This is a genomic window from Amycolatopsis sp. NPDC057786 (assembly GCF_042797905.1).
Lineage (GTDB): Bacteria > Actinomycetota > Actinomycetes > Mycobacteriales > Pseudonocardiaceae > Amycolatopsis.
Window position 1 is genome coordinate 1 of sequence record NZ_JBHVKW010000112.1, and the last position, 18,283, is coordinate 18,283.

Here is an 18,283-nt window from a genome sequence, read left to right on the forward strand (position 1 = left end):
CCCGGCTGCCATCGCAAACCGAAGAATTGCCACGCTCACCACATCGTGCACTGGGCAGACGGCGGGCCGACGGATCTCCGGAATCTCGTGCTGCTCTGCGGATTCCACCACCGGCTCATCCACCACGGCGACTGGCAAGTCCGCATGGCCACCGACGGGCTACCGGAATTCATCCCGCCTCAATACCGAGACCCGCTCCGACACCCCAGACGCAACACCCTCCACCACCGCTGACCACCGAAGAGCCCGCCAGCCAACACACCGGCGACGGGCCCTTCGGCACGCCCACGCCCGGATGCTCCGTGAAGGCCTCCTTGCCTACCCTGAGGGTTGGCAAGGAGGCCTTCACCATCTTTCGCGCCGCCCTGCCCGACGGCGCACCCATTTACGCGTCCATGGCCAACCCGATCGGCGCCTGCTTCGGTTCGCCAGAGCCAACTCGCGCCACCTCAACCACACTGCGCGGCCCCGGGCCCGGCACGCCCACCCGCGCCGGTGCAACGCCCGCCCACCGAGACGTCCCGGCCGCCGAACGCAAGGAACGCGCCCGCATCGGCAGTGAGAAGGGCATCCGCAGTGTGGACGAGCACGGGTGGCGACCTGATCAATCGCTGACGGTCAAGGTCGCGCACTCCGTGATTCCGAGTTCGGCAAGCACGCTCTGGATTCGCTCCATCGCCGAGGTCTTGTCCAAGCCCACAATTTCAAGGTCAAGATGGCAGCGCTCCAAGCCGCTGCCCGCACCTGTGACCTCGCCGTCGTCGCCGAACGCCACTTCCAATGCCTCTTCGACCTCGTCACGGTCGATCGGCAGCCCCACGAAGACGATCTCTGCAAACAACACGGTCCTCCGTCTCAACCCGGCGAACCATAGCCGGTGTGTCGTCCGCCCGGTTGTCCCTGACGCCGCATCGGGGACACAGGAGGCGGCCACTCGACGGACAACTGCGCAATCCTTGACCGCCGAACCCCATTCCGAGCACGGGAAACCCCATGACCCGCCCGTACTTTCGCCGCTGTGCCGGATATCGAACCCTTCACCGTGCATGTTCCCGATCGCGACCTGGCCGATCTCCACGCTCGCCCGAACGCACGGGCGCTCCCGCTCCTCCTGACCCACGGCTGGCCGTGTTCGACCCTCGAGTTCGAGAAGGTGATCAGGCCGCACAGCGATCCGGTGGCCCACGGCGGGTCCGCGAGTGACGCCTTCCATGTGGTCGTGCCTTCGTCGCCGGGCTTCGGTTTCAGCGAACGACCCAGTGACCGCGGCTGGCATCCCGGCCGGACCGCCCGGGCGTGGGCCGGGGCTGATGACCGCGCTCGGGTATCGGTGTTTCGGGGCCCGCGGCGGGGATTGGGGTGCCGTCGTCAGTATGGAACTGGCGTGTCACGTTCCCGAACGGGTCGCGGCCTGCATCTGACGATGCCTTCGGCGCCGCCGTTGCCGGAAGATCTGGCGGAGCCGAGCACGTCCGAACGTCGCATGCTGGACCGGCGTGATCTTCACCTGTCCGACGGATACGGATTCGGAATGCTCATGGGCACGCGCCCGCAGACGCTCGGTTGCTCGATTCGCCGTCCGGGCTCGGCGAGAAGTACGCCGACGATCGGCCGGGTTACGGAAGCGGGGTGAGTTCGGCGGAGCAGGTCGACACCATCGCGTTGTACTGGCGTGGAGCAACTACCCGTACTTCTCCAGCGGCATCGTCATCGTCATCGGTATCGAACAGGGCCTGGTCGTGCTGAAGCCGAACCTCGGCGGCAAGTGGCCGGAGGGCAGGCGTGCGCAAGCCCCGGTTCACGGATTGGTTGTTCCTCGCGCTGGCTCTGGTGATCGGCGCGGCCGCGGTGTTCGTCGCGCTCCGGCCGACACCCGGTTCCGCACACTCTGCCCACAGGCACGCCCGTCGTGACGGCGGATCTGCTTCCCGCCGCGCACAGCGACGGGCTGTCGGAGGCGGAGAGCGGGTACCGGTTCGAGCGGGTGACCACGTGTCCGGTCACCTGCTTCCTGGACAACCAGAGCAAGCAGATGCACTTCTTCGCCGTGCGCGACGACATGAACGTCTTCCAGCACGTGCGCCCGACGCTGGACGGCGACACCTGGCACACGAGCCTCGCGCTGACCGACGGCGGCGCCTACCGGATGTTCGCCGAGTTCGTCCCGCTCGACACCAAGGATCCGAAGCACCCGGTGGTGCTCGGTGTCCCGTTCACCGTGCCGGGTGACGCCACCTTCGTTCCGGTGCCCGCTCCGGCGGGCGACACCGTTACATCCACGGGATACCGGTGCATACGGCGGCCATCACGGTCGCGGTGGACCGACCGGAACGATCTCCGCGATCTTCGGTGCCGCGCCGCCCGGCGACCAGAGGAGCCGGACCTTGCCGCTCACGCTGCCTCCGGCGGGCAGTTCCGTGTAGCCGCCCGACATCCTGCCGATCGTCCGCCAGTCGCCGGCCGCGTCCGCGACCTGAACCTCGGCGCCCGCACCGGCTTCCGCGGCCAGCACGACGACCTTGTCCAGCTGCTTCGGCGCGGCGGCCGTGACGACGAGCGCGTCGCCGGGCACCGGGGCCGACGCCGCCGTGTAGAGCGAATCGGCGTTGTTGTCCGCGGCGGCGGCGAGATTCGAGCCCGCCGGGGTGCCGGTGACCGTGTACCGGGGACTGTCCGGTGTGGACACGGTGAACTCCCGGATCACGACCCAGAAGGCTTGCGGGCCGGTCGTGCGCACGCGGACGAACCTGGCCTCGGCGCCTTCGGGGAGGTCCGCCGAGATCACCGGCTCCGTGACGGTCTTCACCGTCGTCCAGCGCGTGCCGTCGGCGGAGTATTCGAGGACGCCGTCGTGGACGAAGTCGTCCGGGCTGGTCGGTTTGCCCATCGTGATGTCCACATGGGACACCCGCTGGGCGGTGCCGAGGTCGATCCCGATGGTGTCGCCGACGCGCGGTGCCCAGTCGCTCCAGTAGTAGGTATCGGGGTCGCCGTCGACCATCCTGGCGGGAACGTTGTCGGTGTAGGTCCCCAGCGACGTCGTCGGCCGCGGCCGGATCCCCGGCAGGCCGAACCAGCGGTCGGCGGTGGCCAGCGCGCTGTCGAGGAACGGCACGCAGACGTCCGTGCAGGTACTCGGGTTGCGCGGACCGCGCGAGGTCGGGACGCGGATCGCCTGCGCCTGCTTGAGCGCGGCGACGAGTTCCCCGCGCTCCGCCCAGGCTTTCGCGCCGTCGCCGTCGAACTGCGCCAGCAGCATTTTCACCGCGTGCTTGCCTGCCTGGCCGTAGAGCCCGACCTGGTCGAGCCACGGTCCGACCTCGGCGAGGAACTTCGGGTTCGAAGCCATCCCGCGTCGCAGATCTTCGGGATCGGAGGCCATGGCGGTGAGATAGCGGTCCAGTTTCGCGGCAGCGTCCCACGGGTCCTTCTTCTCCAGCGCGGACCAGAAAGCGGCGAGCAACGGACGCAATACCGGTGAATCCTGATCCGGCTTCCCGGTTTCGAGCCGGACGAGCAGACTCGAATAGTTGTTCTCCGCGAACACCTTCAGCGCCGGAGCGGCGGGTCCGCCGAGGTCGGCGATGGCGGCGAGCCAGGATTCGTCCGGGTCGTAGCGATCCGGGTTCCACAGGAAGTCGCCCGAGGTGAATTCGGCGATCTTGGACGCCTCGGCCTGCACCATCGGGTTGGCGGTGATCCCGGACAGGTACTTCGCGACCCCGGGTTCGCGGCCGATGTACGGGCCGAGCAGCAGACGTTCGGTGATGTAGTCGTTGACCGGGTAGTTGTCCCAGATCAGGATATCGTGCCCGAAGACCTCCTTCGCCTGCCTGGCCTGCTTTTCGGTGATCTGCCCGGCGATCACGCCGACGCCGGTCCACTCGACGATCACCGCCTTGTCGAGCTGGGTGCGCAGCGCGGTCTTGTACGGGGAGTCGGCGAGGTCGTAGTACTCGGTCGGAACGGTCTGGAGCCGCTCGACACCGGGATGGGTGGCGATGAAGTCCTGCTGTACCCGGTTGAGCAGGAACGACTGCGCCGCGCCCGCGGCCGCGCCACCGGAGCCGAACTTCGCCGCATCGGCATCGCAGTTCCAGCGGGTATAGGAGATGTCGTCGAGCGGGATCGCGAACGACCGCACCCCGATGTCCCACAGTGACTGGAACTTCGTGACCAGCGCGTTCTTGTCGGCCTCCGAGGAGTAGCAAACCGAAAGGCCGGGGGAGAGGGCGTAGGTGAACTCGACATGGTTCGCGGCCGCGCGGCTCACGAGGTTCGAGAGCAGGGCGAGTTGCTCGGGTGGGTACTGGTCGCGCCAGCGGGCGCGCAGGAACGGGTCGTCTTTCGGGGAGTAGACGTACATGTTCTGCTTGGTACGGCCGTAGAAGTCCAGCTGTGCGAGCCGATCGGCGTGTGACCACGGGGCGCCGTAGAAGCCTTCGATCACGCCGCGCAACGGCGCCGCCGGCCAGTCTCGCAGGGTGAACGCGCGGCTCTCGCCGGAGCCGAAGAGCTGCCGGAACGACTGCGCGGCGTAGAACGTCCCCGAAGTGTCCACACCGGACAGTGCGATCACGCCGCGGTCGGCGGCGAGGACGTATCCGCCGGGTGACAGACCATCCGGGCCGTCGACGCGGAGCGCGGCGAGTGCGAGCGCGGTCGCCCTGCTTTCGGTGGGGCCGCCGACGAAGACGACGAGCCCGCCGTTGCCGCGTTCCCGGTCGACGGCCGCCTGGTCGTTGTCGGTGATCTTGACGATGGTGCTCGCACCCGCCGCGCGAAGGACCTGGTCCACGACGGCGAGCGCGGAGGGATCGGTGCCGGCTCCGACGACTTCGACGACGGTGCGCGGAATGGTCACCTGGCCCGTTCGCGGTGTCAACTGCTGGGGCGTCGGCCACACCCTGGCCAGTGGTGGCCCGCCGGCGGGGGCCGCGCTCGCCGGTGCGGGGACGGCCACCGCCACCGCGGTCACCAGCAACGTCACCGGAACGAGTCGGAGTACCCATCGGAAGGACATCGGCGGCCCCCTAAGCGTCGATCAACGACGGTCTGCGAGCAAGCAAACACCCGATGTGATGACCAAGGCTAGGTCGGTCTGGGTGATTTCCGACGGTGTCCTACGACGAGACGATCGCGGCCGGGAGAGCGCTGCGCGGCCCATCGCGTTCCCCGTGGTCCCCCGGGTCCGCGCTCAAGGTCAGGCTCGGAATTCTCGAGCGGACCGTGTGGCGCCGAGCCGTTTCGCCCACGCGCGGGCGGTGAACACGGCAGAATGCCTTCGTGCGGAACATCCTCATAGCGGTCGCTCTCGTCCTGCTCGGTGTCACCGGATGCCAGGGCGGGGTCTCCGGTCAAGCCGAGCCCGAAGGCGACAGTTTCGCGATCAAGGACGGGTCGCGGCTGCGGTTCCGCCCGGTCCTCGCGGAATTGCCGCCAGGTCCGGCCGCGGGCGCTGCGACCGATCGGCAGAGCACCGATCCGGCCGAACAGCAGGCCGCCGCGGCGGCACTGGACTGTTCGGAGGGAGCCGATCCGCTGGACGGCCGCGACGATCCGGCGCTCCCGCTGGTCAGCTGTGACCGCGTGGAGGGCACCAAATACCTGCTCGGCCCGGCCTTCCTCACCGGGGCCGACCTCAGCCGGGCGAACGCTCGGCTCGATTCCCGGTCGGGTGGCCCGCTCGTCGGGCTCAGCTTCACCGACGCGGGTGCGCGGACGTGGGCCGACTGGACCGCGGCGAACGTCGGCAAGCAGGTCGCGATGGTGCTGAAGAGCCGGGTGCTGACCGCGCCGATGATCCAGTCCGCCATCACGGGCGGGGAAACCCAGATCACCGGCAAGTTCACCATGTCCGACGCCCGTCAGCTGGCACGGGACATCGCCGGCGCTTGACCGCTTGGTGCCGGTGCCCCTTCCGGGCTTCTGCCGGGTGCTGTGCCTGGCGGGAGGGTTGCGAAAGTGGCTTTCGCAACGTGCCCCTCCGGCCACTCACGAGAAGGTGCGGAATACGATCACCGGGCCCGACGTTTGAGCGTTCAACTACTTGAGGAGTTGGACATGGGTTACGAGATCCTGGGCACCCCGCAGGCACCGACCTTCGGCCTGGACACGTTCGGCGACGTCGAGAACGACGCCGACGGCCAGCCGGTGAGCCAGGCCGAGGCGATCCGCCAGGTCGTGGCCGAGGGTGTCCTCGCCGACCAGGTGGGCGTGGACTACTTCGGCGTCGGCGAGCATCACCGCGCCGAGATGGCGGTGTCCTCGCCGGACGTCGTGCTGGCCGCAATCGCCGGGCAGACCGAACGGATCCGCCTGGGCACGGCGGTCACGGTGCTCAGCTCGGACGACCCGGTGCGGGTGTACGAGCGGTTCGCCACGTTGGACGCCGTTTCCCGGGGGCGCGCAGAAGTCACACTCGGCCGGGGCTCGTTCACCGAGTCGTTCCCGCTGTTCGGCTACTCGCTGGAGGACTACGAAGCACTCTTCGCCGAGAAGCTCGACCTGTTCACGCATCTGCAAGGAGAGAAGCCGGTCGACTGGTCCGGGACCGTCCGGCCCGCGCTGGAAGGCGCGCAGGCCTTCCCGGTCACCGAATCGGGCAGTCTGCCCGCGTGGGTCGGGGTCGGCGGCACCCCGCAGTCGGTGGTCCGCGCGGCCGCCTACGGTCTGCCGCTGGTGATGGCCGTGATCGGTGGTTCGCCGGAGCGGTTCGTCCCGCTCGCGGATCTGTACCGGCGCGCGGTCAAGGAAGCGGGCCACCACGAGCTGCCGATCTCGATGCACAGCCCTGGCCACGTCGCCGAGACCGACGAACTCGCGGTCGCCCAGCACTTCTCGCATCACCAGGCCGCTTTCGCCAAGATCGGCGCCGAACGCGGCTGGGGCCCGATGTCCCGGGCCGACTACGACGCCATGGCCGGGCCGCGCGGCGCGCTGTTCGTCGGCTCGCCGGAAACCGTCGCGCGGAAGATCGCGTGGGCGGTGCGGGCACTCGGTCTGTCGCGATTCCAGCTCAAATACAGCGTCGGCGCGCTTCCGCACGAGCAGCGCCTGAACTCGATCCGGCTTTACGGCGAGCAGGTCGTCCCGCGCGTCAAGGAGTTGCTCGGCTAGCCTCGGAGGCGTGGTGTTCGATTCCGAGCGATTCGACCTTCAGCCGTACACCGGTTTCGACATGTCCCGCTATGTCCGGCGGACATATTGCAGCTGGGAGGATTCCGGCTGGGAATCGCTGCTGGTCCAGCGATTCGACCACGTTCCCGTCGCCGAGGACATGCGGCTGCCCGCCGTCGCGGATCTGCATCTGGTCCTGCCGCTTTCGGGGCGGGCGGTGATGGAGACCCGCGGCGAAGGCCGGTGGGACCGCCACCCCTGGGGGCGGTTGGAACTCGCCGTTCCCGGCATGCCGTTGCAGCGCCGTTACCGCGGCGATGAAGCGATGCGAAGCCTGCAGGTGCACATCCCGGGCACCACGGTGGAGTCGGTGGCCGCGCGGCTGGGTGGCCGCGCGGTGGACCACGAGGCGATGGCGGCCTCCGTGTCCGGGGGAGATCCGCTGCTCGACGAGCTGGTCCGCGCGGTCGGAAACGCCGGCGAGCAGGACGACCTCTATGCCGAATCCGCGGCCGCCTTCCTCGCCGTGCACCTGCTCACCCGCCACGCGCGTAAGCCGGAGCCGTCGGGCGCGGGCCGGGAGGACCACCGTGTCCGCGCCGCGGTGGCGATGATGCGTGAACGGCTGGCCGAACCGCTCACCGTCGCCGAAATCGCCGCGGAAGTACATTTGAGCGTTTACCACTTCATCCGCGTCTTCAAGGAAAGGACCGGCCAGACCCCGCACCGTTTTCTCGGCGGGCTACGGATGGAGGAAGCGCGAAGGCTGCTGCGCGACACCGATCTCCCGATCGCCGGGATCGCGGGTAGATGCGGGTTCGCCACTCCGGGCGCCTTGTCGGCCGCTTTCCTGAGGCACACCGGATCGCGTCCGTCGGAGTACCGCAATTCCTGATCGTCGCCGCGCAATCCGGCGCATGGTGGCCCCGCCCGCCCGTTCCTAGGGTGAGGCGTGTGAGTAGTTCTGGAACGCAGTCGTACGACGTCACCGCCGAAGCGAAGGCACCGCCCGCCGCGGTGTGGGCACTGCTGCTGGACGCCCGCAGCTGGCCGGTCTGGTCGCGCGTGGGTTCACTGGAAGTCGCCGCGTCGCAAGGACTTTCCGCCGACGGCCGCGACGGCGTCGGCGCGGTACGGGCCTTCCGCACCGGCAAGACGGTCACCAAGGAGCGGATCACCGCGCTCGACCCCGGACGACGGTTCTCCTACGAGGGCGTGGAAGTCCCTGTCATGCTCGATTACCAGGCCTCGGTCGATCTGTGGGAAACACCCGGTGGTTGCACCCGGATCCGCTGGCACGGAACGTATCGCGTCGGCAAGGGCAACGCGTGGATCTTCCGTTGGTACCTTCGCCGTTTCATGCGCGACATGGCGACCGGGCTCGCCGAGCACGCCGGCGGCCCGGCCAAGAGGCCATGACGAGGACTCAGTGCCGATGCGCGGCTTCCCGGTGGAAGCCCGCGATCATCGCTTCGGTGCTGGGCGGGTTGAAAGGCTGCCCGAGCGTGCGCATGAGTGAGTTCACGCTGGGGCGGTACATCCCGGTCTTGCAGTAGCGGGATCCCTCGAAGACACCGACCGTGCCGCCGTCGGGGGAGGGCTTGCCGAGCCAGGTGTACCACTTGGCCCGGCGGTCCTTCATCTGCTGGGCGGTGAGCGCGGAAGCGTTGGGCTCCCGCGGTTCGCGGGCGTCGCAGGTGCCGTAGTCGTATTCGTCGGCGAGCCCGCCGATGGAGTGCCCGAGTTCGTGGGCGACGATCTGGCTGGCCTGGATGTTGCCGCCCGAGGAGGTCGCGACCCCGCCACCGGCGCCGCCGTACTTCGTCGTGTTCGCCAGCATGATGACCTGATCGACGTCCGGCGCGGCCGCGGCGTACTGGTTCGCCTTGGTTTCGTTGACGCACAACAACCGTTCGATCCCACCGCACCAGAAGTACGAGCCCAGCGCGGTGTTGCGCCGTATGCCCTGGGTCGGGTCGTTGGTGATACCGGACTGCGGTGACACCACGTCGACCTGCCAGAGGTTGAACTGTTCGCGGTAGCTCTTGTACGGCTCGATGGCGAACAGCGCCGCGATGCTGTCGCGTACGTGCTGCGAGTAGGTGCCCAGCTGTGTCGAGGTGTAGCCGTCACCGACGAAGACCAGGTCGAAGGTGGTCTCGCTGGGGCCGTTGGTTTCGATCGGGGTCACCCCGGCGGCGCTCGCGATCTGCTGCGGCGCGGCGGTTCGATCCGAAGCGGGCCGGGTGACGTCCACCTGGGTGATGGTCCCTCCTGGTTCGAAGGCCTCCATCGACGTCGTGAATCCGGGCGCCGCCGACGCCGTCGCGGGGACGAGCCCGGCGACGAGGGTGGCGGTCAGTGCGACCATCAGGCAGGCGCGTCGCATGCGTACTCCTTGCGGGGACGAGGGGAGTACGAAAAACGATCCCGACTTTCGACGGCTTCCGGCACATCCCAAGTGGCCATAAGGTCCGCGTGATGGACGTCGAGTTACGTCACCTGCGAGTGGTGTGCGCCGTCGCCGACGCGGGCAGCATCACGCGCGCGGCGATAGCGGTCGGGAGCACCCAGCCCGCGCTGACCGCCGCCGTGCAACGGATCGAGCGCGCATTCGGGGGAATCTTGTTCGTCCGAGGGCGGGACGGGGTCTTCCCGACGGCGTTCGGTGAATGTGTGCTCGTCCGTGCCCGCGCCGTCCTCGCCGCGGCGGACACGATGCACCGCGATGCGGCGCGTTTCCTGGCCGAAGGCGAGAAACGTCCTGTCGCGCTGGGTGGGATCGGCGGTTCGATGGTCGTCGAGCTGGCGGACCGGCTCGGTGATTCCGGCCGGGGGCAGGCGGTTTCGGTGACCACCGAGTTCTCGCCCTTGCGGTTGCTGGATCTCGTGGCGGGCGGGCAGCTCGACGCCGCCGTGGTCGCCGACTATCCCGGGCACAGCCTGCCGTCGGCACCAGGGGTGGAGTCGCGGCCCTTGGCCACACAACCGGTGTTCGTGGCGATCGCCGCGGACCATCCTGCCGCCCGCCGCACCGAGATCGACCTCGCCGACCTGGCCGGGGAACGGTGGGTGCTCGGGCCGTCCGACGGTGCCGGCTGGCCGGAGTGCTTCGAGGAAGCCTGTGCGCGGGCGGGATTCCGGCCGCAGGTGGCGCACCGGAGCACCGAGTTGCGGCCTCTGCAACGCCTGATCGCCGCCGGCCGGGCGATTTCGCCCTGCCAGGTCACGTTTCCCACCTCACCCGGGATCGCGATCCGGCCACTCGCGGGAGATCCGCTGTGGATGCGGTACCTGATCGCCTGGAGCACGGGAGGTGCCTTCGGCGCGGACAGCGATGTCTTGATCGCCGCGGCCGAGGCGTCCTACCGGGCCGACACCGAAAGCAGCCACCCCTATCGACACTGGCTCGCCCGTCGCGGTGAACCGAACGACGGGCGGCGTGCCATCGGGTGACACCTGGTCAGGGAATTCCCCTTGTCGCGCAGGGGTCCTAGCCTCGGATCACCTCATCGACGAAGGGTAAGAAATTGCGTCTGCGCGCCCTGCTGGCCGCTGCTGTCCTGACCATCACCACCGCTCCGGCCGCGTTCGCCGCGCCGGACGTCGCCCACGGCACCGATGTCCCACCAGGGCAGTTCGGGTTCGTCGCGAAGATCGCGATGACGAAGATCCCCCGCCCGGACGGCTCGACCTACAGCAGTTACTGCACGGGTGCGCTGGTCGCGCCCGGCTGGGTCGTCACCACCGGTCACTGCTTCCACGACGCGCACCGCAAACGCGTCGCGGGCAAGGTGCCGTATCCGACGACGGTGACGTTGGGCCTCGTCGACGAGGCGATCGAATCAGGCGTGGCCCGCAAGGCGACCGAAGTGCTGCAGGCGAAGGAAAACGACGTCGCCCTCATCAAACTGGACACCCCGGTGACGACGGTGACCCCGCTGACGGTGAACCGGGTGCTCCCGAAGATCGGCCAGCAGCTGACTTTGGCGGGCTGGGGAAGCCTGACCGCCAAGAACCCCGCTCCGGCCACCCGGATGCAGCAAGGCACGGTCCAGGTGGCGACGGTGGCCCCGACGACGATCGGTGTCCGCGGCGCGGCACCCTCGATCACGACCAGTGCCTGCACGTACGACTCGGGCGCGCCGTACTTCGTCCCGGAGGGCAAGAGCGGCAGCCTGGTGTCGCTGGAGGCCACGGGGCCGGACTGCCCGCACGCCGGGATCGAGACGACCTCGCGCGCGGACGTCATAGCGGACTGGATCGCCACCCGGACGGGCTAACGGGCCGTTTCGTCCGGCGGCGGATCGGGTAGTGGCGTGAGCAGGAGGGAGTGCGATGACGACTGCTCGAATGACCGCGCCTCCGGCACCGCCGGACCCCATGCCGCCGGACCCCGGCGTCCCCGACCCCGGGATTCCCGAGCCGGTGCCGGATCCCGGGGTGCCCGAACGGGTCCCTGATCCAGGGCCGGACCGTCCGGTTCCGGAGCCCGAGAGCCCGCCGGAAGCCCAGCCGGGACCGGCGGGACTCAGAGGGTGAACGCGAGCCAGAGCGCGAGCCAGGCGCAGGCCGCGACCGCGACGACGACCGCGATCACCCGCAGGCCGGCGGTGGCGATCCGGAGCGACGCGGCGCTGGTGTGATGTCGGTGATTCCCCATGATTCCGCCCTCCTTCCGAGATCACCATCCGCTTTCGGCGCCTCCGCCGCCACCTGGGTGACCCCGTCCGGGTGAGCGGGGTGCTCAGAGCCATTCGTTGTGCGCGGCGAAGATCCCCAGCTGGAACCGGCTGGACACGCCCGCGCGGTCCATCAGGGTTTCGAGATAGCGAAACAGGGTGCGCCTGCTGACGCCGAGTTCGGCGGCGATCTCGTCGTCCTTGCGCCCGGCGGCGAGCAGGAGCAGCAGCTCCCGTTCGACCGGACGGATCGGCTGGCCGGACGCCCGTCCGTGCCGGTCGAGTGGAAGCGCGGCCGCCCAGGAGGTTTCGAACAGTCCCTCCAGCGCGGAGAAAAGGCTGCAAGGGCGCACGATGACGATGGACTGGTTGCGATCCGCCTCGCGGATGGTCAGTGCGATGGTCGCCGCTCGGTCGTCGAACAGCGTCAGTTTCACCGGCAGCTCGGGCAGCAGGCGGGCCTGTTCGCCCGCCCGCAGGCACGGCAGGATGTTCGCGGCGAGATAGCCGGGATCGCCGAGCGACGCTCCACTGTAGACACAACGGTAGGTGATCCCGCGCCGCAGTTGCTCCTCCTCCAGCAGATTCCGGCGGCCGCCGGTGAAGTAGGGCGGGGAGTCGAGGCGGCGCACCTGATGGCGCACCGTGGTCGCGAGGTGCTGGAGCCGGGGGATGATGGCGTCGCCGGTGACCACTTCGAGCAGGTCCTGCGCGTTCGGCATCCCCGAATGCGCCCGCCGGAAGGCGCGGTACGCGGTCTGGACCGCGAGCCGCGCGTCGTGCAGTTCGGCCTGCCGTCGCGTGGTCAGCGCGGTGAGCGCTTCGCTGGGATTCGCGGGGAGGTACTCGGACCCGTCCACCCCGGACGATACCGCGAGCCCCGCGTCGGCCAGTTCTTTCAGTGCCAGCTGGACGGTCTCCGGGTCGTTCTCGCGCCAAGCCGGCTCCTCGGCGGTGACGGGCGCGTTTTCGAGCATCCGCAGGTAGATCCGGGCGGCGGTTTCACCGAGTCCCAATCTGGCCAGCTGCGCGCCGAGTCCGTCCGGGGGAGTCGTCGATACCACTTTCCACCTGCCTCTCAGCGGTCCGGGAGCGGTGGCGCCACCACTCCCGGACCGGTCGGCCTAGACGCCCGACGTGGTGCGGATCCAGGTGCGGTTCGCCGAGATGCTGGTGTGCGTCGAGGTGTCCACCTTGTTGCCGGCGATGTGCACGCCGACCTGCTTGCCACCGACGAAGACCGGGCCACCCGAGTCGCCGCCGTTGGTCAGCCCGTCGCCCCGGCGGGCCTTGATCAGTCCGCTCCCGACACTGATCACCGTCATCCTGGCGACCTTGAGATAGCGCTGCAGGTCACCGTCTTCGTTGTAGCCCCAGCCATAAACGTGTTCGGTGTCGCCGACGGCGACGGAAGTACCGAGGGACGCGTACGTCGTGCTCACCGAGCGGTCGAGCCTCAGCAGCGCGATGTCGGCGCCGCTGGAGGGGGTGTGGATGCCGGTCACCACGGCGTACGTTCCGGCCCGATGATCGACGTTGCCCACCCGGACGGAGTAGTCGGCGCCGGGTTCGTCGACGCAGTGCTCGGCCGTGAGCACCCAGCGGGCGCTGATGATCGAACCGGAGCACCACTGACTGCCGTTCTGTTCGATCATGGCGGCCCACGGGCCGGACCGGGCGTATTCGCCGTCGATGATGGGGGCCGCGACGGCGGCGGGCGTGACCGTCGTGAGCCCGGCCGCGCACAGCAGGGCGGTGAGGAGACCTCGGATGCGCATGGGTGCCTTCCAATGCAGGGGAATCAGGGAAAGGAATCGACGGGTCACCCGTTTTCCGGCCGCGGCGGATCGCCAGGGATCGCCCGGCCGGATCCGAAATCGGTTTTCCCATGCTAGGCAGGCGGATACGGCGGTCGATAGCGACTAAAGACGGGAGAAGGCCGCGCCGGGCGGCACCGGAGCTGGGCTTTCGGCACGAGAGTGCCGGTGGCACCGATGAGCCACGGGGGCGTCGTGAGGTGCTGTCAGGGGTGTCGCGAAAGCCACTTTCGGGACATCAGGTGTCGCGAAAGTGGCTTTCGCGACATGGCCGGGCGCGCTCGCCATGCCGCCTCTCTTTTCAAGTACATGAAGGGGGCCTTCACGTACTCGCGGGCTACCCCGCGATCAGCGACGACGGGGCCTGGCGTCGAGCAGTTCCTCGGCGAGCAGGATCGTCCGTTCCGAAAGCGTGGCGGACAACCGCTCGACCGACTCGCCGATCCGGCCCGCTTCCCGGCGCACACTCTCGCCCGCGGGCATGTTGTGCCGCTCGGCGAGGCCCGCGAGCCTGCTCCCGGAGACCAGGACCAGGTCGGCGAGCCGCTCGCCCAGTTCGGTCAGCCTGTTCGCCGTCCGCCCCGCGCGGCGCGCCACGAGGTCTTCGGTCTCCCGTCGCAGCTCCCGGACCGCGGACCTCGACTCGTTCGTCGTCCCGGTGAGTGCGGACCTCAGGGTTTTCGTCACGTCCATCAGGGATCGACCTCCACGCGGCTAGCCTGGATTTGAGTGTACAGCTGTACTCCGTATCGACGGAACACGCGATCTCGGATTCCGCTACAGGAAACAGAAGCTTCGAAAATGGGAGAACGCGCGTAAGCGCAGATAGTGGCAGAGTCGAGCTCTCGCCGATGGCAGTCGAAAAATTTCTGAAACATGTCAACTTCTTGCGTTTTGTCCCCCGGTTGTTGCATGCTCGTACGGCTCTGGCTCCCTCCCCGCCGTCTCAAAGAAGAGAAGACGCCATGACACGTATGCGCCTGTCCCGGCTCATCGCCGGTCTCCTGGTCTCGGGGCTTTCCGTCGCCGGACTGTCTCTCGCTTCCGCCGCGAGCGGGCCACCTCCCGACCCCGTTCCGGCCGCGCTCGCCGAAGTGCCCTTGACCCGCACGGTGTCGGCGAGCAGCGCACTGCCCGGTTATCCCGTCTCGAACGCCGTCGACGGGAACCAGGAGAGCTACTGGGAATCCGCCAACAACGCGTTCCCCCAGTGGATCCAGGCCGACCTCGGCACGGCGAAATCCCTCTCGCGGATCGTCCTGAAACTCCCCGTGGGCTGGGAATCCCGCACCCAGACGCTGGCCGTGCGCGGAAGCACCGACGGCACGGCGTTCACCGACCTCGCCGCGCCGACCGGCTACGCGTTCGCCCCCGGAACCAACACCGTCACCATCCCGATGACCGCGTCGGCCCGCTACGTGCGGCTGCAGTTCACCGCGAACTCGCGATGGCCCGCCGCGCAGCTCGCGGAATTCGAGCTGTACGGGCCGGACACCGGCGACACGCAGGCGCCGAGCGCGCCGGCGAATCTCGCGCTGACCGAGCCCGCCGCCGGTCAGATCCGGCTGACCTGGTCGCCGTCGACGGACAATGCCGGTGTCTCCGGCTACACCGTCTATCGCGACGGGACGCCGGTCACCACGATCACCGGCACCACGTTCACCGAATCGAGGCCGACCGGGACCCGGGTCGAGTACTTCGTGCGCGCCAAGGACGCGGTGGGCAACGAATCCGGCGACAGCAACCACGTCGTGCGCTCCGGGACGAGCGCGGGCGCGAACCTGGCGGCGGGCAAACCGATCGAGGCCACGTCGACGGTCCATTCGTTCGTCGCGGCGAACGCCAACGACAACAACACCGCCACGTATTGGGAATCCGCCGCGGGTTACCCGAACGCGCTGACGGTGAAGCTCGGGGTCGACGCGGACGTCGACTCGGTCGTCGTGAAGCTGAACCCGGACGCGATCTGGGGCGCGCGGACACAGAACTTCGAAGTACTCGGTCGTCCACAGGGGTCCACCGCGTTCACCGCGCTGTCGGCGCGAGCCGACCACCGCTTCGACCCGGCCACCAACCAGAATGCGGTGGTCATCCCGGTCAGCGGACGCGCTGCGGAGGTACGCCTGCAGTTCTTCGCCAACTCCGGTGCCCCCGGTGGTCAGGTCGCGGAATTCCAGGTGATCGGCACTCCCGCGCCGAACCCGGACCTCGTCGTCACCGGCATGACCTGGACACCGTCGAACCCGACGGAGACCAGCAAGCTCGCCGTGTCGGCGACGGTGAAGAACATCGGCACCGCGAACGCGGCAGCCACCACCGTGAACGTCAGCCTCGGCGGCACGGTCGCCGGTGACGCGGCGGTCGGGGCGCTCGCCCCCGGCGAGTCCGCCACGGTCACCGTCGACGCGGGAACGCGTCCGCAGGGGACCTACGCCGTGGCCGCCACCGCCGATCCGGCGGGCAAGGTGGCCGAGCAGGACGAAACCAACAACACCCACACCTCGCCGACACCGCTGGTCGTCGCCCAGTCGCCGGGGCCCGACCTCGAGGTCACGGGCATCACCTCGAACCCGCCCAACCCGGCTGCCGGTTCCACGGTGTCCTTCACCGTCGCGGTGCACAACCGCGGCACGAGCGGCGCGGGCGCTTCGGTGACACGGCTGGCCGTCGGTAGCACAACGCTGACCGGCGCCACCGGCGCGATCGAGGCGGGCGCCACCGCGAACGTCGCGATCGCGGGCACGTGGACCGCCGCCAACGGTGGGGCGACCCTCACCGCGACGGCCGACGCGAACGGCGCGGTCACGGAGACCAACGAGTCCAACAACAGTCTCTCGCGGGCGATCGTCGTGGGCCGCGGCGCGGCGGTCCCATACGTCGAGTACGAGGCGGAATCCGCGCAGTACCAAGGACAACTGCTGGAAGCCGACCCGCTTCGCACCTTCGGCCACACGAACTTCGCGACCGAATCCTCTGGCCGCAAATCCGTGCGGCTGGCGAATCAGGGGCAGTACGTGGAGTTCACGTCGGCGAACCAGGCGAACTCGATCGTCGTGCGCAACTCCATTCCCGACGCTCCTGGTGGCGGCGGGCAGGACGCGACGCTCAGTCTGTACGTCAACGGGACTTTCGCGCAGAAGCTGACGTTGTCGTCGAAGCACAGCTGGCTCTACGGCAGCACCGACGATCCCGAAGGCCTGACCAACACCCCGCAGGCCAACGCGCGCCGGTTGTTCGACGAGTCGCACGCGCTGCTGTCGCGGTCGTACCCGCCGGGCACGAAGTTCAAGCTGCAGCGGGACAGCGATGACAACGCGGCGTTCTACGTCGTCGACCTCATCGATCTGGAACAGGTCGCCCCGGCGTCGGAGAAGCCCGCGAACTGCGTGTCGATCACGGAGTACGGCGCCGTGCCGAACGACGGCAACGACGACTCGGCGGCGATCCAGCGCGCGGTGACCGACGACCAGAACGGCGTGATCGGCTGTGTCTGGATCCCGGCGGGGCAGTGGCGGCAGGAGAAGAAGATCCTGACCGATGACCCGAACGTGCCCAACGGCGGCGGCCAGTACAACCAGATCGGCATCTCGAACGTGACGATCCGTGGTGCTGGCATGTGGCATTCGCAGCTGTACTCGCAGATCGAGCCGCAGAACGCGGGCGGTATCAACCATCCGCACGAGGGCAACTTCGGATTCGACATCGACAGGAACACGCAGATCTCCGATATCGCCATCTTCGGTTCCGGCCGGATCCGCGGCGGCGACGGCGGCGCGGAAGGCGGCGTCGGCCTCAACGGCCGCTTCGGCACCGGCACGAAGATCACCAACGTGTGGATCGAGCACGCCAACGTCGGCGTGTGGGTCGGCCGGGACTACAGCAACCTGCCTGCGCTCTGGGGCCCCGGCGACGGCCTCGAGTTCAGCGGCATGCGGATCCGGAACACCTACGCCGACGGCATCAACTTCACCAACGGCACCCGCAACTCGAAGGTGTTCAACTCGTCGTTCCGCACCACCGGTGACGACTCGCTCGCGGTGTGGGCGAACCAGTACGTGAAGGATCCGTCACAGGACATCGCGCACGACAACGTGTTCGCCAACAACACGATCCAGCTTCCGTGGCGTGCCAACGGGATCGCGATCTACGGCGGTTACGGCAACAAGATCGAGAACAACGTCGTCCACGACACGATGAACTATCCGGGCATCATGCTGGCGACGGATCACGATCCGCTGCCGTTCTCCGGGGAGACGCTCATCGCGAACAACGCCCTGTACCGCTGCGGCGGTGTGTTCTGGGGCGAGCAGCAGGAGTTCGGCGCGATCACGTTCTTCGCGCAGGGCAAGGACATTCCCGGGGTCGTCCTGCGGGACACGGAGATCCACGATTCGACCTACGACGGTGTCCAGTTCAAGACGGGTGGCGGCGTCGTGACCGCGGCCCTGACGAACGTCAAGATCGACAAGTCGAACAACGGCGCGGGCATCCTCGCGATGAGCGGTGCCCGCGGCAGCGCGACCTTGACGAACGTGACGATCTCGAATTCCGCGAACGGCGACGTCGTCCGTGAGCCGGGGTCGCAGTTCGTGATCAACGGCGGACCGGTGCCGGCAGTGGTCTCGTCGGGACGCCGCGGCACGCGGTAGACCGGGAGTTTTCCGG

The 18,283-nt window shown here is 68.6% G+C and carries 17 protein-coding genes; 10 read left to right on the forward strand and 7 right to left on the reverse strand.

Going from position 1 to position 18,283, the window contains the following annotated elements; translation table 11 throughout:
* The coding region (locus ACFVM3_RS35895; RefSeq protein ID WP_378444346.1) for an HNH endonuclease signature motif containing protein at positions 1-234 on the forward strand (234 nt) is incomplete at its 5' end.
* Between the two features lie 370 nt (positions 235-604).
* On the opposite strand, the gene ACFVM3_RS35900 is transcribed toward ACFVM3_RS35895, so the two are convergent.
* The gene (locus ACFVM3_RS35900; RefSeq protein ID WP_378444347.1) at positions 605-841 is read right to left on the reverse strand and encodes a hypothetical protein; all 237 of its coding nucleotides are present in this window, start codon (positions 839-841) and stop codon (positions 605-607) included.
* Between the two features lie 177 nt (positions 842-1,018).
* On the opposite strand from ACFVM3_RS35900, the gene ACFVM3_RS35905 reads away from it, so the two are divergent.
* Complete coding sequence (locus tag ACFVM3_RS35905; protein ID WP_378444348.1) at positions 1,019-1,633, forward strand: epoxide hydrolase N-terminal domain-containing protein; 615 nt, start codon at positions 1,019-1,021, stop codon at positions 1,631-1,633.
* A gap of 672 nt (positions 1,634-2,305) precedes the next feature.
* On the opposite strand, the gene ACFVM3_RS35910 is transcribed toward ACFVM3_RS35905, so the two are convergent.
* A complete protein-coding gene (locus ACFVM3_RS35910; protein ID WP_378444349.1) occupies positions 2,306-4,990 on the reverse strand; it encodes a beta-N-acetylglucosaminidase domain-containing protein in 2,685 nt (894 codons plus the stop codon).
* A gap of 296 nt (positions 4,991-5,286) precedes the next feature.
* Between ACFVM3_RS35910 and ACFVM3_RS35915 the strand changes: the two genes are divergently transcribed.
* The 4 genes from ACFVM3_RS35915 (at position 5,287) to ACFVM3_RS35930 (ending at position 8,538) form a co-directional block, all read left to right on the forward strand.
* Entirely contained in the window at positions 5,287-5,898 is a 612-nt protein-coding gene (locus ACFVM3_RS35915; RefSeq protein WP_378444350.1) for a precorrin-3B C(17)-methyltransferase, read from the forward strand.
* A gap of 165 nt (positions 5,899-6,063) precedes the next feature.
* Positions 6,064-7,119, forward strand: coding sequence for an LLM class flavin-dependent oxidoreductase (locus ACFVM3_RS35920; protein ID WP_378444351.1), 1,056 nt, complete (start codon positions 6,064-6,066; stop codon positions 7,117-7,119).
* Between the two features lie 10 nt (positions 7,120-7,129).
* A complete protein-coding gene (locus ACFVM3_RS35925; RefSeq protein WP_378444352.1) occupies positions 7,130-8,014 on the forward strand; it encodes a helix-turn-helix domain-containing protein in 885 nt (294 codons plus the stop codon).
* Between the two features lie 59 nt (positions 8,015-8,073).
* Positions 8,074-8,538, forward strand: coding sequence for an SRPBCC family protein (locus tag ACFVM3_RS35930; RefSeq protein ID WP_378444353.1), 465 nt, complete (start codon positions 8,074-8,076; stop codon positions 8,536-8,538).
* A gap of 7 nt (positions 8,539-8,545) precedes the next feature.
* On the opposite strand, the gene ACFVM3_RS35935 is transcribed toward ACFVM3_RS35930, so the two are convergent.
* Positions 8,546-9,508 carry a M64 family metallopeptidase gene (locus tag ACFVM3_RS35935; RefSeq protein WP_378444354.1) on the reverse strand — a complete coding sequence of 321 codons (963 nt, stop codon included), beginning with the start codon at positions 9,506-9,508 and terminating at the stop codon, positions 8,546-8,548.
* Between the two features lie 92 nt (positions 9,509-9,600).
* On the opposite strand from ACFVM3_RS35935, the gene ACFVM3_RS35940 reads away from it, so the two are divergent.
* The 3 genes from ACFVM3_RS35940 (at position 9,601) to ACFVM3_RS35950 (ending at position 11,661) form a co-directional block, all read left to right on the forward strand.
* On the forward strand, positions 9,601-10,575 hold the full coding sequence (locus ACFVM3_RS35940) for a LysR family transcriptional regulator (protein WP_378444355.1): 975 nt from the start codon (positions 9,601-9,603) through the stop codon (positions 10,573-10,575).
* 74 nt (positions 10,576-10,649) lie between these two features.
* The gene (locus tag ACFVM3_RS35945) at positions 10,650-11,402 is read left to right on the forward strand and encodes a trypsin-like serine protease (RefSeq protein ID WP_378444356.1); all 753 of its coding nucleotides are present in this window, start codon (positions 10,650-10,652) and stop codon (positions 11,400-11,402) included.
* Between the two features lie 55 nt (positions 11,403-11,457).
* A complete protein-coding gene (locus ACFVM3_RS35950) occupies positions 11,458-11,661 on the forward strand; it encodes a hypothetical protein (RefSeq protein ID WP_378444357.1) in 204 nt (67 codons plus the stop codon).
* Here the strand turns inward: ACFVM3_RS35950 and ACFVM3_RS35955 are convergent.
* From ACFVM3_RS35955 to ACFVM3_RS35970, 4 genes are all read right to left on the reverse strand, one after another.
* Positions 11,651-11,782, reverse strand: a complete 132-nt coding sequence (locus ACFVM3_RS35955) for a hypothetical protein (RefSeq protein ID WP_378444358.1) — start codon at positions 11,780-11,782, stop codon at positions 11,651-11,653. The two genes, ACFVM3_RS35950 and ACFVM3_RS35955, sit on opposite strands and share 11 nt — an antisense overlap.
* A gap of 84 nt (positions 11,783-11,866) precedes the next feature.
* Positions 11,867-12,865, reverse strand: coding sequence for a helix-turn-helix domain-containing protein (locus tag ACFVM3_RS35960; RefSeq protein ID WP_378444359.1), 999 nt, complete (start codon positions 12,863-12,865; stop codon positions 11,867-11,869).
* 60 nt (positions 12,866-12,925) lie between these two features.
* Complete coding sequence (locus tag ACFVM3_RS35965) at positions 12,926-13,579, reverse strand: S1 family peptidase (protein WP_378444360.1); 654 nt, start codon at positions 13,577-13,579, stop codon at positions 12,926-12,928.
* A gap of 387 nt (positions 13,580-13,966) precedes the next feature.
* A complete protein-coding gene (locus tag ACFVM3_RS35970) occupies positions 13,967-14,311 on the reverse strand; it encodes a hypothetical protein (RefSeq protein WP_378444361.1) in 345 nt (114 codons plus the stop codon).
* A 272-nt stretch (positions 14,312-14,583) separates the two neighbouring features.
* On the opposite strand from ACFVM3_RS35970, the gene ACFVM3_RS35975 reads away from it, so the two are divergent.
* Positions 14,584-18,267 (forward strand): CARDB domain-containing protein, encoded by a 3,684-nt coding sequence (locus ACFVM3_RS35975; protein WP_378444362.1) that lies wholly within the window; start codon positions 14,584-14,586, stop codon positions 18,265-18,267.
* The last annotated feature ends 16 nt before the right edge of the window (positions 18,268-18,283 follow it).

Coding starts and splice junctions, on each gene's coding strand:
- ACFVM3_RS35955 (WP_378444358.1), bottom strand. CDS start 11,782: ATGGGGAATCACCGACATCACACCAGCGCCGCGTCGCTCCGGATCGCC.
- ACFVM3_RS35940 (WP_378444355.1), top strand. CDS start 9,601: ATGGACGTCGAGTTACGTCACCTGCGAGTGGTGTGCGCCGTCGCCGAC.
- ACFVM3_RS35975 (WP_378444362.1), top strand. CDS start 14,584: ATGACACGTATGCGCCTGTCCCGGCTCATCGCCGGTCTCCTGGTCTCG.
- ACFVM3_RS35950 (WP_378444357.1), top strand. CDS start 11,458: ATGACGACTGCTCGAATGACCGCGCCTCCGGCACCGCCGGACCCCATG.
- ACFVM3_RS35970 (WP_378444361.1), bottom strand. CDS start 14,311: ATGGACGTGACGAAAACCCTGAGGTCCGCACTCACCGGGACGACGAAC.
- ACFVM3_RS35965 (WP_378444360.1), bottom strand. CDS start 13,579: ATGCGCATCCGAGGTCTCCTCACCGCCCTGCTGTGCGCGGCCGGGCTC.
- ACFVM3_RS35935 (WP_378444354.1), bottom strand. CDS start 9,508: ATGCGACGCGCCTGCCTGATGGTCGCACTGACCGCCACCCTCGTCGCC.
- ACFVM3_RS35920 (WP_378444351.1), top strand. CDS start 6,064: ATGGGTTACGAGATCCTGGGCACCCCGCAGGCACCGACCTTCGGCCTG.